The sequence below is a fragment of the Nostoc sp. DedQUE07 genome (genome assembly GCF_034530975.2).
Classification (GTDB): Bacteria; Cyanobacteriota; Cyanobacteriia; order Cyanobacteriales; family Nostocaceae; genus Nostoc.
The window spans coordinates 132817-148149 of sequence record NZ_JAVRCC020000013.1; the positions used below are offsets into that span (position 1 = coordinate 132817).

Here is a 15333-nt window from a genome sequence, read left to right on the forward strand (position 1 = left end):
CATAGAAAATATATGTATAAATTATCCTATTTTATTATCTAATAATTTATATTCTAAAAATCTCAAAACAATACTTGATTTCAGATATTATTAGTTATGCTAATATTTAGATAAACTAACACTAGCCAAAGAATTATAGTGTTTATCGTCTGAGTGAGTTACATCTCGTTGCGGTGAGGGGCTACAGGCGAAAATGTAACTTATGCGAGGGCTGCCATAACAAGCCTTTCTAAAAATACAGGATGCATCAGAGGAGTTGCTTGTTTTATCTGAAATGCTAGTGCATCAATTGCTGTTTTTTGTAATTTCTCAGAAATCAGTCTCAATCAACTTTGTCTACCAGCATCTATAAAGACGAGTGGAGACTAGGCAGCAAAATTGGTAAGTAAAAAAAATAGGAGATAGAGAAAAAATAATACTCCTAACTCCTCATTATTGGCTATTTTGTACTTATTTTTAGCACGAGGAAAAGCATGAAAAACACTCAAGTAAAAGTTAACGAACCTCTTAGCGAAACACCTTGCAAATCTAACCATAAACAGCTTAATGGTCAGAAAAAACTCACTTGCACAAAACCACCACAACCAGGTGCAACCCAAGGAAATTGCCCTTTTGATGGAGCGATGGTTTCTGTCGGAGCTATTACTGATGCTGTTCATTTAGTACATGGTGCTGTTTCTTGTACTCACAATCCTTGGGCAACTCATGGTAGCCTCTCTTCAGGCTCACAATTATACCAAACTGCTTTTACTACTGATTTTAGTGAGGGTAATATCGTTTTTGGTGGAGAAAAGAAACTGTACAAAGCGATTGTGGATGTTGCTCAACGCTATCATCCTGCCGCCATTTTTGTTTATGCTACTTGTCTGTCTGCTTTGATTGGTGATGATATTGATAGTGTTTGCCAACTTGCTACACAACAAGTTAATATCCCAGTTATCTATGTAAATGCGCCTGGATTTCTTGGTAGTAAAAATTTAGGTAATCGCATTGGTAACGAAACTTTATTGAATGCTGTCATTGGTACAGCCGAACCGGAATTTACCACACCATTCGATATTAATATTGTTGGTGACTATAATGTTGCAGGTGAAACGTGGAATATCTTACCATTATTCCAAAAAATGGGAATTCGCGTTCTTTCTAAAATTACAGGTGATGCTCGTTATCAAGAAGTTTGCTATGCTCATCGCGCCAAATTAAATGTAGTGCTTTGCTCAAATGTAGCTATACAAATGGCGCAAACTATGGCGGAACGCTATGGAATTCCTTATATTGAAGAATCGTTCTATGGTGCGACCAACTTAAACGATTGCTTGCGGAATGTTGCGACCAAATTAAGTATATCCTTGGGAGATAGTGTTATTGCCTGGGAACTGCAAGAACGTACAGAAAAGTTAATTGTCGAAGAAAATGCTGCTCTAGATATCGCTTTAGCTCCTTACCTTGCTGATTTAAAAGGTAAACGGATTATTCTTTCTACTGGTGGTGTGAAAAGTTGGTCACTTATTTTAGCAGCCCAAGATTTGGGAATGGAAGTTATTGCAGCTACGGATGGCAAAACAACAGAAGAGGAGAAAGCTAAAATTAAACAATATCTTGGTGCAGATGCAATGCTTTTGTCTGACACAACTCCCCAGGCATTATTAAAGGTATTACACCAAACAAAAGCTGATGTGTTGATTACTGGGGCTGGCAATAAATATACAGCACTCAAAACGGGAATTCCTTTTTTAGACATTAACCATGAACGTCACCATGCTTATGCAGGTTATGCAGGTTTGGTGGTACTAGCACGCGAACTACATGAAGCCTTGTATAGTCCTATATGGGAGCAAATTAGCAAACCTGCTCCTTGGGATGCAAAAATCAGCTATTAGCTATAGGCGCAACTTTCTTGTGCCAAGCTGATATAGTTGATCGTCTTCCACTACACTTTTATGGTGTGGCGGAAGATGCTTGTTTTCCAAATATTTGCTTTGTTGTACAAAGAGAAGCGACTTGTTCACCGAGCAATCCAACGGCTTACTGCTGGCAATTGTGCAGAGAACCAGAGCGCACCTAAAATAATCAAACTACCACAGACAATCAAGGCATTAGTCGCACCAAAATTATCTGCCAAAGTCCCCGCTAACAAATTTCCAAAGGGCATTGTACCCACCATTGCTAGGGCGTAAAAACTCATTACCCGTCCGCGCTTATCCTCGGTAACTAAGGTTTGAATAATCATATTACTACTGGTAATGTTGAGGATAGAAAAGCAGCCTACAAATACCAGAATGATTATAGATAGCCAAACTTGACGCGAGAGTGAAAAGAATATCAAACTCATCCCAATGAAAACTTGAGCGACTACAATCAAACGCTCTAAGCCTACAATCCCTCGTCTGACACTTAGATACAAACAAGCAAACAACGAGCCAATCGGTGCTGAAGTGCTGAGGTGAGCCATCGTTGTTGCGTTTCCATTGAGAATCTTTGCTGCAAAAACAGGCATCAGCGCGACATGAGACATCCCGACGAAACCATGTAACGCTAGCATTAATAAAATTACTCTAATCGGCTGGAATTTCGAGACATATTCAAAGCCTTCTCGCAATTTTTCCAAAGTATCGCTAATGCCCGTAAGGGGTTGCATCTGTCTAGCTGGCAGCCGCATCGCTAGCAAGGTAAATATCGCAGGAATATAGCTGAGGGTATCGTAAAGAAAACAATATTTTACCCCTAGTGTCGCAATCAAAATCCCGCCCATAGCAGGCCCCACGACGAGAGAGGAACTTAACATTACTGAATTCAAGGCGATCGCATTACTCCAATCGGCGCGATCGTCTACGGTTTCGGTGACGATTGTATGGCGCACGGGCATATCTAATCCCTTGAGCAAACCATTGAAAGCACTCAGTACCAAGAGGATAGGAAAGGTAATCCAATTGGTAAAGGTGAGAATCGTTAAAGCCAAGGATACGCTAATTCCCAATATCTGCACCACCATTAACAAGTCACGACGACTCCAGCGATCGGACAATATGCCCGAAAAGGGAATCAGTAATAACGTAGGTAAAAATTGTACAAACCCTGCAACTCCCAACAACCAAGGCGATTGAGTCAAATCGTATACCAGCCAAGGAATAGTTAACTGCTGGGTCATAAATGTTCCAGACATTGATAGTAACTGTCCCCCGAAAAACAGGCGAAAATTACGCCAGCGCAAAGCGGGTAAATAGTGGTAAGTGATATTACTGATACTTTCCCCTAGTTGTCTATGCCAAATTTTCATGAGTAAAATTTTATTATGGTTTACTAATAATTAGATTAACTAAGAACTGTCAAATAATCGCGTAGTTTGCTGCCCAGGCATCGCTAATCTGTCTGAGCTAAGGCTTTTGCACATTGACATTGGATCGCTATAGAAGGGGATTGATCTACAAAAACGTAGGAAATTACTATTTAGTAACTGTATACTACTTTAATTCTATCGGAATAGTGTATGATAATTTCAGTTATGCTCCCAGCATGGGAATGTTGCTAGCAGATTTTGGGTATCGGCAAAATTCCCAAGGAAATAGGCGAGTGTGAACACCTCCCGACAGATAAAACTCTGGAGAATCCTAATGGGCTACAAACATATAGAAGTTAAACAGGTAGCTGGTTTCATCGGTGCAGAAATCGGCGGCGTAGACCTTTCCCGCTCTCTTTCTGAGGATCAAGTCCAAGAAATTCGCAAAGCGCTATTGAAGTGGAAAGTTGTGTTTTTTCGTGGCCAGAACATCGATCATGCTGCCCAGGTCGAGTTCACATCTCGTTTTGGCGAAGTGACTTTCGCCCATCCCTTGGGAGAGCCGGAACCAGTTCCGGGATTTCCCCAGATCAAACCCGTAGACCGTAAGCTTTATGAGCAGCAGTATGGTTTTCGCACTGGCGGCCCTTGGCACACAGATGTAACGGCAGCGATCAACCCACCAGCAGCGTCAATTTTACGCGCAGTTAATGTTCCTAGTTTCGGTGGTGACACCCACTGGAGTAATCTTGTGGCCGCTTATGAGGGACTCTCAGCACCCCTGCGATCGCTAGCAGATACATTAAAAGCAGAACATCGCTTTAATGGGGGCGGTTATCAACCCCGCAACAACAAATTTGACGAGCGTATTGCTGTCAATCCCCTAGTTTCTATTCACCCAGTCGTCAGAGTTCATCCTGAGACTGGTGAACGTGCCTTGTTCGTCAACCCTGGCTTCGTCTCCCGCATTGTTGATGTGTCACCAGAAGAGAGCAGACTGTTGCTAGAGTTGTTCTTTAACCAAGTCACCAAACCTGCCTATACCACCCGCTTCCGTTGGAACAACGGTGATATCGCCTTCTGGGACAACCGCGCCACCGTGCATTTGGCTCCTCAAGATTTGGATCATTTAGATGTCGAACGTCTCCTCTATCGCACTACTATCACAGGCGATGTTCCAGTAGGAGTTGATGGTTCCCGTTCAGAAGTGGTTCAAGGTGAAGCTTTCAGCGCTAAAGTACCAAGCGTCTTCAAGCAGAAAGCTGAGTCTAAGGAAGCACAACCAGTCCTTTCGTAAAACTGAATTATAAGTTATGAGTACTGAGTAAAATAAAAAATACTCAGTACTTATGAACGCAGACATTACACCTTGTTGCTCTACAAAGGTAACTTTTGCATGACCGATCGCAGCAAAGCCAAGAGATTAATTATCTATTTTGAGCGATGATTTTTAGCCATCACCCCGGTTCGATTGTCGGTAGCGATCGCTGTCTGGCTCCGACAGCCCCCTCTCCCAAGCGTTGAAACAGCCTGTATTGCTGGGTTTATGCCCATCCAAGCAGGCGGATGGAGTACCTCCACACTACCACGCACTATAGACTGGAGCTTTGAATACAATAAGGCTCTTGTGCGAATGGCACTAAGAAAAGCTGAAACCTCCTTGCTGGCAGGGTGTAGGGGGTAGGGTGTAGGGTGTAGTTTTAAGACAATTAAATTTTACTTGCCTCAAGGAGTTCAACATCTTCTTAATTCCCCACACCCCAATACCTGCAACCCCACACCCTCTCATGCAGCTAGATCATGGCTTTGCCCTTAACAAGCGTGCCATTCGGCTCTTGTGCATCATCATTGTGACGAGTCTATTAATGATGGTGATAGTTCTCATTGCTGGGCCAAAGTTTATAGAAATAGACCAAGCAACAGATACAGAGATCAAACAGGTAGAGGTGTAAACTTGACCGAATAATTCGTAATTCGTAATTCGTAATTCAAAATTCATTAATTACGAATTAATAATTAATTATTTGAGAGTACAAGCCCCTTAATTTATTAATTAAAAAAAATAAATTTATTCATTATTCAAGTCCCACGATTAAATCTCAGGTAATAATTACAAATTAGCCATTACGAATTATTTTGACATTTTTCCTAGAAAGCTATCAAGAAAAATTGAGTAACCTAAAATGCTGATTTATTAGCAATAAAATTCCTAGATAAATCCGATTTTATTTTTGAAAAAGATTAGGAGAAAATGCCTGTTTTTTCAAAATTTAACGTTTAGTGTTTGCTAGCTGTTGAACTTTTTTATCTTCCCCATTAATTAGACCTGCTTCATCACCCATAACGCGCTCTAAGATTTCTTCTGCTAAAGTAAGGAATTCTGCATCTTTGCGTTTGCGAGGACGTGGTAGCGAGATACGCCGATCCATTGAAACTCGGCCATCTTCAATTAGTATGATGCGATCGGCTAGCGTTACTGCTTCATCTACATCATGAGTAATCAAGAACGCCGAAAATTTTTGTTCGTGCCAGATTTTTTCAATTAGTCTCTGCATCTCAATACGAGTCATGGCATCCAAAGCACCAAGCGGTTCATCTAACATTAGTAAGCGCGGCTCTCTGACTAAAGCCCTAGCAAGTGCTACCCGTTGTTTTTGTCCTCCAGAAAGCACAGAAGGCCAATCTTTTGCTCGTTGTATTAAACCTACTTGCTCAAGCGCCTTCTCTGCCTTTTGCCGCCAGTCTTTTTTGTTCAATCCTAATCCCACATTTCCTAAAACATTCTCCCACGGTAAGAGGCGGGCATTCTGGAACATTGTTCGCGCACTGCGATTACGCCCACGCAGTGGTTCCCCGTCAATTAAAACTCCGCCGTCACTGGGATGTTCAAACCCAGCTATCATCCGCAGGAGTGTACTTTTACCGCCACCACTGCGCCCAACAACTGCAATAAATTCTCCTGATGCTATCTCTAAATCGAGATTCTGCAACACTTGATTACTACCATAGGTCTTTGTCAGACCCATAACTTTTACCTCTGCGCCTTGTAGGGATGCCATCTTCACAAACCTCTCTAAAATTGCAACAAAATTTTGAATAATAACTAGATAAACTTTAGGCAGGTTGGTAGTTAGTATCCCACCTTAACCATTTTTGTTCTAAAGCTTTGGCAGCGACATCTGCTAACTTGCCCAACAAGGCATAAAGCAAAATGCTCAAGACAACAACATCAGTTTGCATAAACTCACGAGCGTTCATTGCCATATACCCAATGCCAGAATCAAGTGTAATTGTTTCAGCGACAATCAAGGTTAGCCACATAATTCCCAAGGCATAACGCAGACCAACGATAATCGAACCCAATGCCCCTGGAAAGATGACTCGCTTAAATAAAGACCAGCCATGCAAGCCGTAGGATTTTGCCATTTCAATTAATTCTGGATCGACAGTACGAACTCCGTGAAAGGTATTAAGATAAATGGGAAAGAACACTCCTAATGCTACAAGAAAAACCTTAGCTTCTTCGCCAATGCCAAACCACAGAATTACAAGTGGGATTAACGCTAAGTGAGGAATATTCCGAATCATCTGTACTGAGGTGTCCAAATACTCTTCTGCTGGACGAGCCAATCCATTAAGTAATCCCAACCCAAAACCAATACTACCTCCCAGCAAGAACCCAATCACAGCCCGGATTGTACTGATAATCAAGTTTCGCCATAGTTCTCCAGAACGGGATAAACGAACTCCTGCCAGAATTACATCTGAAGGAGCAGGCAATACCCTTGTAGAAAGCCAGCCAGATTTTACCAATATTTGCCAAAGAATAATTAGAACAATCGGCAAAATCCAAGGTTTCAGTTGCTGAAACCCCAGTTGAGAAAATTTGCTTTTTTTCATCTTGAAGCTCCTTCTGTTGTACGTTGTTTAGGAAAATCTTGGTTGGCGACAATTTCACCAAAAGGACTTAATACCTGTTGTTGTGCTGTAGCGGGTAAATCCTGAAGTGGTAAGCGGGGAAAGAGTAATTCAGCTACTCGATAAGCTTCTTCTAAATGGGGATATCCTGAAAGAATGAAAGTTTCAATTCCCAATTCGGCGTATTCCATCATCCTGGCAGTGACAGTATCGGCATCTCCTACTAAAGCTGTACCTGCGCCACCCCGCACCAGTCCGACTCCTGCCCATAGATTAGGGCTGACTTCTAGTGCTTCACGATTACCACTGTGCAATTGCGTCATCCGACGTTGCCCAACGGAATCTAAACGAGCATAAACTTTTTGAGCTTTGGCGATCGCTTCTTCATCAACATACTTAATTAAGTCATTGGCAGCATCCCAAGCTTCGCTCTCGGTTTCCCGCACAATTACATGTAAACGAATCCCAAAACGCAAAGTTCTACCTTCTTCAGCAGCTAACTTCCGAACTGCATTAATCTTCTCGGCTACTTGCTGTGGTGGTTCTCCCCAAGTCAGATACACATCAATGTGTTTAGCGGCAATTTGTTGGGCAATGGCTGATGAACCACCAAACCATAAAGGAGGATAAGGTGTTTGCACAGGAGGAAAAAGTAGCTTACTGCCTTTGACTTGAAAATATTCACCGCTGAAGTTAGCTTCTTCACCAGTCATAGTTGCTCGCCAAATCGACAAGAACTCATCTGTCAACTCATACCGTGCTGTGTGGTTGAGATGAACTCCATCTCCAGCCAATTCCACCGGATCGCCCCCTGTAACGACGTTAATTAGCAAGCGGCCATTGGATATACGGTCAAGTGTAGCCGCCATCCGCGCTGCCATACCAGGAGATGACAACCCTGGACGAATTGCTACTAAAAAACGCATCTGTTGAGTTGCTGCAACTAAGGATGAAGCTATTATCCAAGCGTCTTCACATGAACGTCCTGTAGGAAGTAAAGCACCCCTGTAGCCTAGATCGTCTACAGCTTGAGCAATTTGACGCAAGTATGGATAGGTAGCAGCACGTCCTCCCGTTGCTGTTCCCAGATAGCGTCCGTCACTGTAGGTGGGAATAAACCAAAATAGTTCCATCGATAATAGACTCCTTAAGTGTTTCAGATGTAGCTGTCAAGAATGCGATCGCCAGAAGGTGGGGCGTAGTCCATCGCTGATGTAGCTTACAGACAGTTTTAATTAAGCTGTTTGCGATCGGACACCATCGCTACTTGATTGACATCAATTTTTTTAGGAACCAATTTTAGACGGTAAAAAGTATCAGCAAGCCTTTGTTGATAAGCAACAACTTCCTTAGTAATTGGTTCTAAGCCATAAGCTCTTCTTTTTGCTACTTGCTCTAAAACACCTGCATCAATCCCAATCAAAGGTGAAAGAATTTGTGCAACTTCTTTTGGCCTAGATTTTGCCCATTCATCTACTTTTTCGATTTCCTCTAAAACGATTTTCAGGCGATCAGAATGCTTTTTAGCAAAGCTTTGAGAAGCAAAAAGGAACTCACGATTTTCGACTATATTTGTCGCATCTGTAAGTATTCGCGCCCCTGTAGCTTGTTCGGCAGCAGCAAAGTATGGGTCCCAAATTGCCCAGGCATCCACCTTTTTTTGTTCAAATGCTGCTCTAGCATCAGCTGGAGGAATAAATATTGGTTGAATATCAGTATATTTCAAATTAGCTTTTGCCAATGCTTGTACAACTAAATGATGGACATTTGAGCCTTTATTTAAGGCAATTTTTTTGCCTTTTAAGTCAGCAAGATTGCGAATTTGAGAATCTTTTGGGACTAAAATTGCTTCACCTTTGGGATTAGGAGGTGAACTGGCAACATAAAGCAGAGGTGCGCCAGCTGCTTGAGCAGATATAGGAGGGGTTTCTCCTGCATGTCCAAAGTCTAGGCGACCAGCATTCAAAGCTTCTAATAGTTGCGGCCCAGCTGGAAATTGATTCCATCGCACTGATAAACCCATTGAGTTAAACTTTTTCTCCAAATCTCCCTTTGCTCTTAAAAGGCTAAGAGAGCCAAACTTCTGATGACCAATATGAACTACTTTTTCTGGATCTTGACCTATACTAAACGACGGCATAGATGCAGAAATTACCGAAGTATTTAGAGAACAACCAGAAATTATCAAACTTAAGCAGAAACTAACAGCAAATAAGAAGGTAAATTTTTTGCTTGAATATTCTTTGAATACCTTTACAGCTTTGTGACATTTTAATATAAATGCAGAAAAATTATCCCGATTTATAAGCATTGCGCCCTCAGTTTCAAGTATAAAAATTTTCTCCTAAAAAAATATTAAAAGCTTAACAAACTTTCATTAAAATCTTTGGAGGATTTTAAACTACAGTAAAGCTAGCAAGTTAATGTAGTATCTAGCTAAAGAATGATATAAAACTCTTATTTGATTTTTGAATAAGACTAGGAGACAATACGCAAATCGTAAACAAGTACGAATAAGGCTTTCATTTTGGTAACAGTAAGCCTCTTTCAGTACATAATCTACAACTTGTTTAAATTTAGGTTAATAAAAGGTTATGTAATTTCAGCAACTACCTTATATACCTTTAAACTACAGTAGATTGCGCAAAATACCGTATTTATACTTAATAAAAATTTTAAGTATCAAACAACACATAGATACATAACGAAACCAGCTCACTATGTTTACTTTTAAAAATCCCTTGAAAGCTGTATAGGAACTTAACGTACTTTTAAATGATTGCCGTCTAGTAGTCTGTTCGATCAATCCTGACGAATTTAGTTGACAAAGCTATCCCCTGTATTTGAATCAATTACCAATGACGCGTAATATCATGTCCGGTAAATCACTTACGATTAAGCTCCGATGTTAATCCACCAATGAAAACTAGTTAACCCTTGAATTAAATCTTGCTGTTGAAGCAGAGCTTTGCATCTATGAAATAAAACTTCTTCCAAATCATATCATGTCCGGTGAAAGACTTATCATTAAGAACGCAGGGGGCAGGGGGAAAGAGGGTTTTCCGGTTTCTGCATAGATGACGGAAATTATAACTAATTAACCGGACATGATATAACGCTTGACTTCCACATCTGCGTTAACAACTACAATGGCATGGTTAGCAATTTTGAGCATTTTGATGTTATTAATTTGATCCCCAAAGACCGCAATCTTACTCAACCCCTGGCACCAGTTACATAAGCAACTGTTAAAGGATGTTGAGGATGATAAAAAACTTGCTCTACAGTACCTGATTCAATCAGTTGCCCAATGCCGTCTTGTACCCAAAATAGAGCGACTCGATCTGCAATTCTCTTGGCTTGAGCCAGATTGTGAGTAACAATTAACAGAGTATAGCGCTGGCGCAAACTAATAATTAAATCTTCAACAACGTTACTGGAAATAGGGTCGAGGGCACTACAAGGTTCATCCAGTAGTAAGACTTCTGGCTGCAAAGCCAAAGCTCTAGCTATGCACAAACGTTGCTGCTGTCCACCAGAAAGAGCCAAAGCTGAAGATTGCAGTCGGTCTTTTACTTCTTGCCATAGCCCTACATCCTCGAGGCTGGTTTCGATAATTGTATCAATTTGGTGGCGATCGCGGATGCCATGCTCTCGCAAAGGCAATTCCAGATTCTGCCATATTGAGAAAGGAAAGGGATTGGGTTTTTGAAAAATCATGCCGACTTGACGCCGTAAGGCGATGACATTAATTTTGGGATTTAGCACCTCTAAACTACCAATGCGGATTCTTCCCTGAACTCGACACTTGGGAATCATATCGCTGAGGCGGTTGAGACAACCCAGGAAACTAGTTTTTCCACAACCAGAAGGCCCAACCAAAGCCAAAATTTCTCCCGCATTGACAGCTAAGTTGACATTAGCAAGTGCAGTTTTTTGTGCGTATTGCAGAGTTAAGTTCTCAATTTGAATCAACGGTTCAGTAACTGCCAAGATGTCCTCCTCTATATCCACCAATCCTCATCCCGAAATAACTCTGCTGTGTAACCAACGTCGTGCAATCCACGCTGCTGTGCCATTAATCAACAACAGTAGTAATAGCAAAACCGATGCACTAGCATAAGCACTCTTATCTCCTCCTGAAACGTTCATTGATAGATCAAAAATATGAACCGAAAGGGTACGCCCAGAATCGAGGAGTGATTGAGGCATTCTGTCTACGTAACCGCTAGTGAAAATTAAAGCCGCAGTTTCGGCGATAGCCCGACCAACACCAAGCACAAATCCCACTATTAAACCAGGAACAGCAGCAGGTAATAATATTTGAAATATTGTCGTTGTGCGTGAAAAGCCAAGGGCGGCGGCTCCTAATCTGTATTCATTGGGAACGGCTAAAAATCCTTCCTCTGTAGAACGAATCAAAATTGGTAGCACCATACACGACAGTGTGAGTCCGCCTGAAAGAATGGAAAACCCCAATCCTAAAACTTTGCAAAACAAAACGTTGCCAAACAACCCGAAGACAATCGAAGGTATACCAGCAAGTACATCTAAACTACGGCGCACTAATCTAGCAAACCAACTATTACTAGGAGTAAATTCTGCTAATAAAACTGCCGTACCAACACCAACGGGTAGGCAAACCGTCATACATACACCAATAATTAAAACGGTGGAAACGAGAATACTGGCAATTCCACCTTCTCTACCCGCATTTTCTGGTTCACTAATCAGAAATTCCCAAGATAAATATCCCATACCGTGCCAGAGGATATCGCTGACTATCCATAAAAAGATGGCGGTAACGAGGGCGGCTGTTGCCCAAACTAAGCTTGTTGCTAGCCACTCTCTAAGAGCGAGACGATTGTCTTTGCTTTGTTGTATCTCTACCATTTGCCCTGACTGATAACTTCAGCGATCGCCACTAACACCACAATCATTCCCATCAATATCAAACCACTGACAAACAGCGCACTACGGTGATCCCCTGTGGCATACGCCATTTCTAAAGCAATATTGGCTGTGAGTGTGCGGATGGGGTCAAATAAGCTTTTTGGGGTCTGTACTACATTGCCGCATACCATCAAAATTGCCATTGTTTCACCAATGGCACGACCTGTCTCTAAAATTAAGCCTGTAAATAACCCTGATTTGGCTGATGAAAAAACTACTGTGCAGATTGTTGTCCAACGTGATAACCCCAGTGCAGCAGCACCTTGAATGTAAGCGGTGGGAACTTTTTCTAGGCTAGCATCGGCTATAAGGGCGACTGTTGGCAGAATCATCACCGCCAGAATTGCTATTCCTGCTAATAGGCTTGGCCCTGGTGGATGAATTTTTCCAATTAGAGGAACCAGCACGACTAATCCCCAAAAGCCATACACTACAGAAGGAATCCCTGCTAATAATTCAATCAGGCGGCGATAGAGTTGGGCTACCATTGGCGGGGCATAGAATTGACAAAAGACAGCAGATAAAATGCCTATGGGAGTTGCAATTAGCACTGCACCGACCATTGCCAAGAGGGAACCCAGCAACATGGGTGAGAGATTATATAAACCTGCTGTGGGGTTCCAAGAAGAGTCGGTAAAAAAGCGGGATATCTCTATATGACTGAAGATTGGTAAGGATTCGGAAAGTAGAAAAACGACAATTAAAAGTGCGATCGCTCCGGCGATTGTTGCTGCTCCTCGTAGTATCCAAATTAACCAAAAATCATTTGGCGATGGAGACAAAGTTTTGCTTTTTAACAATGTCACTTACCTGCTGCGATTGTGCAAAGTCAATAAATTCTTTAGCCAGTCCTTGGGGTTCGGTTTTTGTAACCAAGTTAAGCGGTCGAGAAATAGGAAAGCTCCCGTTTTGTACATTAGCTGTTGTTGCTGGTACACCGTTTACAGGTAGCAATTTGATTGGTACTTTATTGGCGGCGCTATTTTCTGCCGAGCCAATGGAAACATAGCCAATAGCATTCGGGTTTCCGGCTACAGTCTTAATTCCTTGCTCATTATCACCAATCACTACTTGTGCTTTGATGTCAGTATTTTTTAGCTTGAAGTAGTGGGTAAACAATTCCAGGGTAGAACGTCCTTCGGCTTTATTAACAACTGTAATTGCCCCATCTTTACCCCCTACCTGTTTCCAGTTATTCACCTTGCCTGTGTAAATATCTACAATTTGCTTGTCAGTTAGGGATTGCAGGGGATTTTCCTGATGGAGAATCACCGTTACTCCATCACGAGCGATGGAAAAGGCTTTTAAATCTTTTTCGTCAGGCTTTAAGGCACGGGAAACCATACCAACATTAGCTACACCTTGACGAGCATCTGTAATACCGCGAGAAGAACCGCCTGATTGCACATCAACTCGCACACCGGAATGTTGCGATTCAAATTTTTTGCCAATTTCTGCTGCTAATGGTGCAACTGTACTTGAACCAGTAAGTACCAATTTTCCTTGTAGCCTATTTGCATCATTTGTGACTGCTTGCGGAGGTTGAGAACAACCTTGCAACCAAATGCTCGTCACTAATCCTATTGCGATCGCCGAAATTTGGGAATGTTTCATCTTCTACCTTTAGATATTCCAGGTTTTAGTTGAACGAGAGAACACAACAACCAAAGTTTAAAGCCTTGCCTGTAGCTACTTCGACTTGAGGGGCAAGACGATAGAGAAATGCTTTGCCATCTCGCTCTCGCACAACTAATTTGGCTCGACGCAAAACCTGCAAATGATGAGAGAGGAGACTTTGCTCCAAATGCAAAATCGCATTCATCTCTCCAACTCGCTTCGGACTGTCAATCAATAGTTGTAAAACTCCTAAACGGGTTTCATCTGCCAGTACCTTAAGCTTGTCTACACAATCGATGCTTAAATTTGTATTATTTTGCATTGCCCTGAAAACGATAAGTTTTCCCAATCATGGTATAAATAGCAACAATTACAGAGTTGACAATTAAAATTTATTTGCACTTTTTAATAAACGAGTGTTCATATGAAATTGTATTCATGCTTAGTGTCTCATATTTGGTAACTCTCCGGTTCAACAGTTCTGTACTTGCTTTTTACTCTTGTTCTGCACAGATCCGTAAGCGTGTAGGTTTAATCTTTCAAGACTTTCATCTGTTCCCTGGTACCGTCTATGACAACATTGCATTGGGTAACTCGACCATCACGCCAGAAGATGCCCGACATGCCGCCGAACTGATACAGACCCTAGATTTCATCGAGAGCTTGCCACTAGGCTTTGATACGGTACTGGAAGACCGCGGCCAAAATCTATCGCAAGGTCAACGCCAGTTGTTAGCGTTTATGCGTGTCATTGCCTTGAACCCCGAAATCTTGATTTTGGATGAAGCCACTGCCAGTATTGACCCAGAAACTGAAGCTGCCATCCAAGCACTTCACCTTCAGTTTAGACAATCCACAGAGGGACTGATACTAACGGGATTAGTGTTGTTAGATGCGATCGCCTCCGGTCGGTCAGAGATCATCGCCTCCACCGAGGCGTAGCCCACCGCTACACTTGATGTTTGACAAGAGCATTGTCAGAAAGAAGGGTGTGGGGGGTAGGGTGTCGGGTGTAGGGAAGACGGCATTGCCAAGCTCTTGAATAATCTGGTTTTTAGCATCTGTGTTATTCCAGGCTTGTTCTAAGTTTTACAGCCTTTTCAGCGCAAAGGTGGGGATTTGCCAATACCAGAAGATTACTCAATCTTTATGGCAGTTGCAGATAAAATTGGTTTTGATAGTCGAGGTCGTCGTCTCTTTCGTTCAAGTACAAATGGGCAACAAACCCAAGAAATTGATAGTGATTTACCTCTGATTCTAGAAGAGTTTAAAAAGTTTATCAAAGAGGTATGGCAAAATAATGTTGAGAAATAGCACTTGCTGTCTATTAGCGCCGTCAAAGTTACCTATGCAAGTTGTATATGGGGAAAATCAGGACGTATCTCATGAATTTGCAGACTTACTTTAACTACTATAGGATTCCTATTTAATTTTTGAAAAACTGAGAAAATCGAAGCCTTGCACGATAGAGTTTAAAGCCTCAGTATACTTAGTAAGATTTAAGTCGCATTCCTCTAGCTATTTTCTAATCTAGAACTTAAAATAGTCGTTAATACTGTTTGCGGGAC

General features: G+C 41.8%; 16 protein-coding genes. 5 read left to right on the plus strand and 11 right to left on the minus strand.

Annotation, left to right across the window (positions count from 1 at the left end; all coding sequences use genetic code 11):
* Positions 1–473 precede the first annotated feature (473 nt).
* Positions 474–1880: a nitrogenase iron-molybdenum cofactor biosynthesis protein NifE gene (gene nifE, locus RMZ95_RS13310; RefSeq protein WP_322684146.1), complete on the plus strand. Its 1407-nt coding sequence runs from the start codon at positions 474–476 to the stop codon at positions 1878–1880.
* A gap of 125 nt (positions 1881–2005) precedes the next feature.
* On the opposite strand, the gene RMZ95_RS13315 is transcribed toward nifE, so the two are convergent.
* Positions 2006–3277 carry an MFS transporter gene (locus tag RMZ95_RS13315; RefSeq protein WP_322672355.1) on the minus strand — a complete coding sequence of 424 codons (1272 nt, stop codon included), beginning with the start codon at positions 3275–3277 and terminating at the stop codon, positions 2006–2008.
* 334 nt (positions 3278–3611) lie between these two features.
* On the opposite strand from RMZ95_RS13315, the gene RMZ95_RS13320 reads away from it, so the two are divergent.
* Both RMZ95_RS13320 and RMZ95_RS13325 read left to right on the plus strand, forming a co-directional pair.
* Positions 3612–4574 carry a TauD/TfdA dioxygenase family protein gene (locus tag RMZ95_RS13320; RefSeq protein WP_322684147.1) on the plus strand — a complete coding sequence of 321 codons (963 nt, stop codon included), beginning with the start codon at positions 3612–3614 and terminating at the stop codon, positions 4572–4574.
* A 490-nt stretch (positions 4575–5064) separates the two neighbouring features.
* On the plus strand, positions 5065–5229 hold the full coding sequence (locus tag RMZ95_RS13325) for a hypothetical protein (RefSeq protein WP_322672357.1): 165 nt from the start codon (positions 5065–5067) through the stop codon (positions 5227–5229).
* 318 nt (positions 5230–5547) lie between these two features.
* Here the strand turns inward: RMZ95_RS13325 and RMZ95_RS13330 are convergent, their stop codons facing one another.
* From RMZ95_RS13330 to RMZ95_RS13375, 10 genes are all read right to left on the minus strand, one after another.
* The gene (locus RMZ95_RS13330; protein ID WP_322672358.1) at positions 5548–6336 is read right to left on the minus strand and encodes an ATP-binding cassette domain-containing protein; all 789 of its coding nucleotides are present in this window, start codon (positions 6334–6336) and stop codon (positions 5548–5550) included.
* Between the two features lie 55 nt (positions 6337–6391).
* Positions 6392–7177 (minus strand): aliphatic sulfonate ABC transporter permease SsuC, encoded by a 786-nt coding sequence (ssuC, locus tag RMZ95_RS13335; RefSeq protein WP_322672359.1) that lies wholly within the window; start codon positions 7175–7177, stop codon positions 6392–6394.
* Positions 7174–8328: an FMNH2-dependent alkanesulfonate monooxygenase gene (gene ssuD / locus RMZ95_RS13340; protein ID WP_322684148.1), complete on the minus strand. Its 1155-nt coding sequence runs from the start codon at positions 8326–8328 to the stop codon at positions 7174–7176. Before ssuD ends, ssuC begins: the two co-directional genes overlap by 4 nt.
* Positions 8329–8426: 98 nt before the next feature.
* Positions 8427–9506 (minus strand): sulfonate ABC transporter substrate-binding protein, encoded by a 1080-nt coding sequence (locus tag RMZ95_RS13345; RefSeq protein WP_322684149.1) that lies wholly within the window; start codon positions 9504–9506, stop codon positions 8427–8429.
* A 786-nt stretch (positions 9507–10292) separates the two neighbouring features.
* Positions 10293–10415 carry an HAD hydrolase family protein gene (locus RMZ95_RS13350; protein WP_409882588.1) on the minus strand — a complete coding sequence of 41 codons (123 nt, stop codon included), beginning with the start codon at positions 10413–10415 and terminating at the stop codon, positions 10293–10295.
* Positions 10412–11209: a phosphate ABC transporter ATP-binding protein gene (locus RMZ95_RS13355; protein ID WP_409882591.1), complete on the minus strand. Its 798-nt coding sequence runs from the start codon at positions 11207–11209 to the stop codon at positions 10412–10414. Before RMZ95_RS13355 ends, RMZ95_RS13350 begins: the two co-directional genes overlap by 4 nt.
* 6 nt (positions 11210–11215) lie before the next feature.
* The gene (pstA, locus tag RMZ95_RS13360) at positions 11216–12088 is read right to left on the minus strand and encodes a phosphate ABC transporter permease PstA (RefSeq protein WP_322684151.1); all 873 of its coding nucleotides are present in this window, start codon (positions 12086–12088) and stop codon (positions 11216–11218) included.
* The gene (pstC, locus tag RMZ95_RS13365; protein WP_322672364.1) at positions 12082–12954 is read right to left on the minus strand and encodes a phosphate ABC transporter permease subunit PstC; all 873 of its coding nucleotides are present in this window, start codon (positions 12952–12954) and stop codon (positions 12082–12084) included. The genes pstA and pstC overlap by 7 nt, the downstream gene beginning before the upstream one ends.
* Positions 12911–13762, minus strand: coding sequence for a phosphate ABC transporter substrate-binding protein (locus RMZ95_RS13370; RefSeq protein WP_322684152.1), 852 nt, complete (start codon positions 13760–13762; stop codon positions 12911–12913). The genes pstC and RMZ95_RS13370 overlap by 44 nt, the downstream gene beginning before the upstream one ends.
* Before the next feature lie 25 nt (positions 13763–13787).
* The gene (locus RMZ95_RS13375) at positions 13788–14087 is read right to left on the minus strand and encodes a metalloregulator ArsR/SmtB family transcription factor (RefSeq protein ID WP_322672366.1); all 300 of its coding nucleotides are present in this window, start codon (positions 14085–14087) and stop codon (positions 13788–13790) included.
* 116 nt (positions 14088–14203) lie between these two features.
* Between RMZ95_RS13375 and RMZ95_RS13380 the strand changes: the two genes are divergently transcribed.
* Positions 14204–14707 (plus strand): ATP-binding cassette domain-containing protein, encoded by a 504-nt coding sequence (locus tag RMZ95_RS13380; RefSeq protein WP_322684153.1) that lies wholly within the window; start codon positions 14204–14206, stop codon positions 14705–14707.
* 207 nt (positions 14708–14914) lie between these two features.
* Entirely contained in the window at positions 14915–15079 is a 165-nt protein-coding gene (locus RMZ95_RS13385) for a hypothetical protein (RefSeq protein WP_322684154.1), read from the plus strand.
* Positions 15080–15333: the final 254 nt, after the last annotated feature.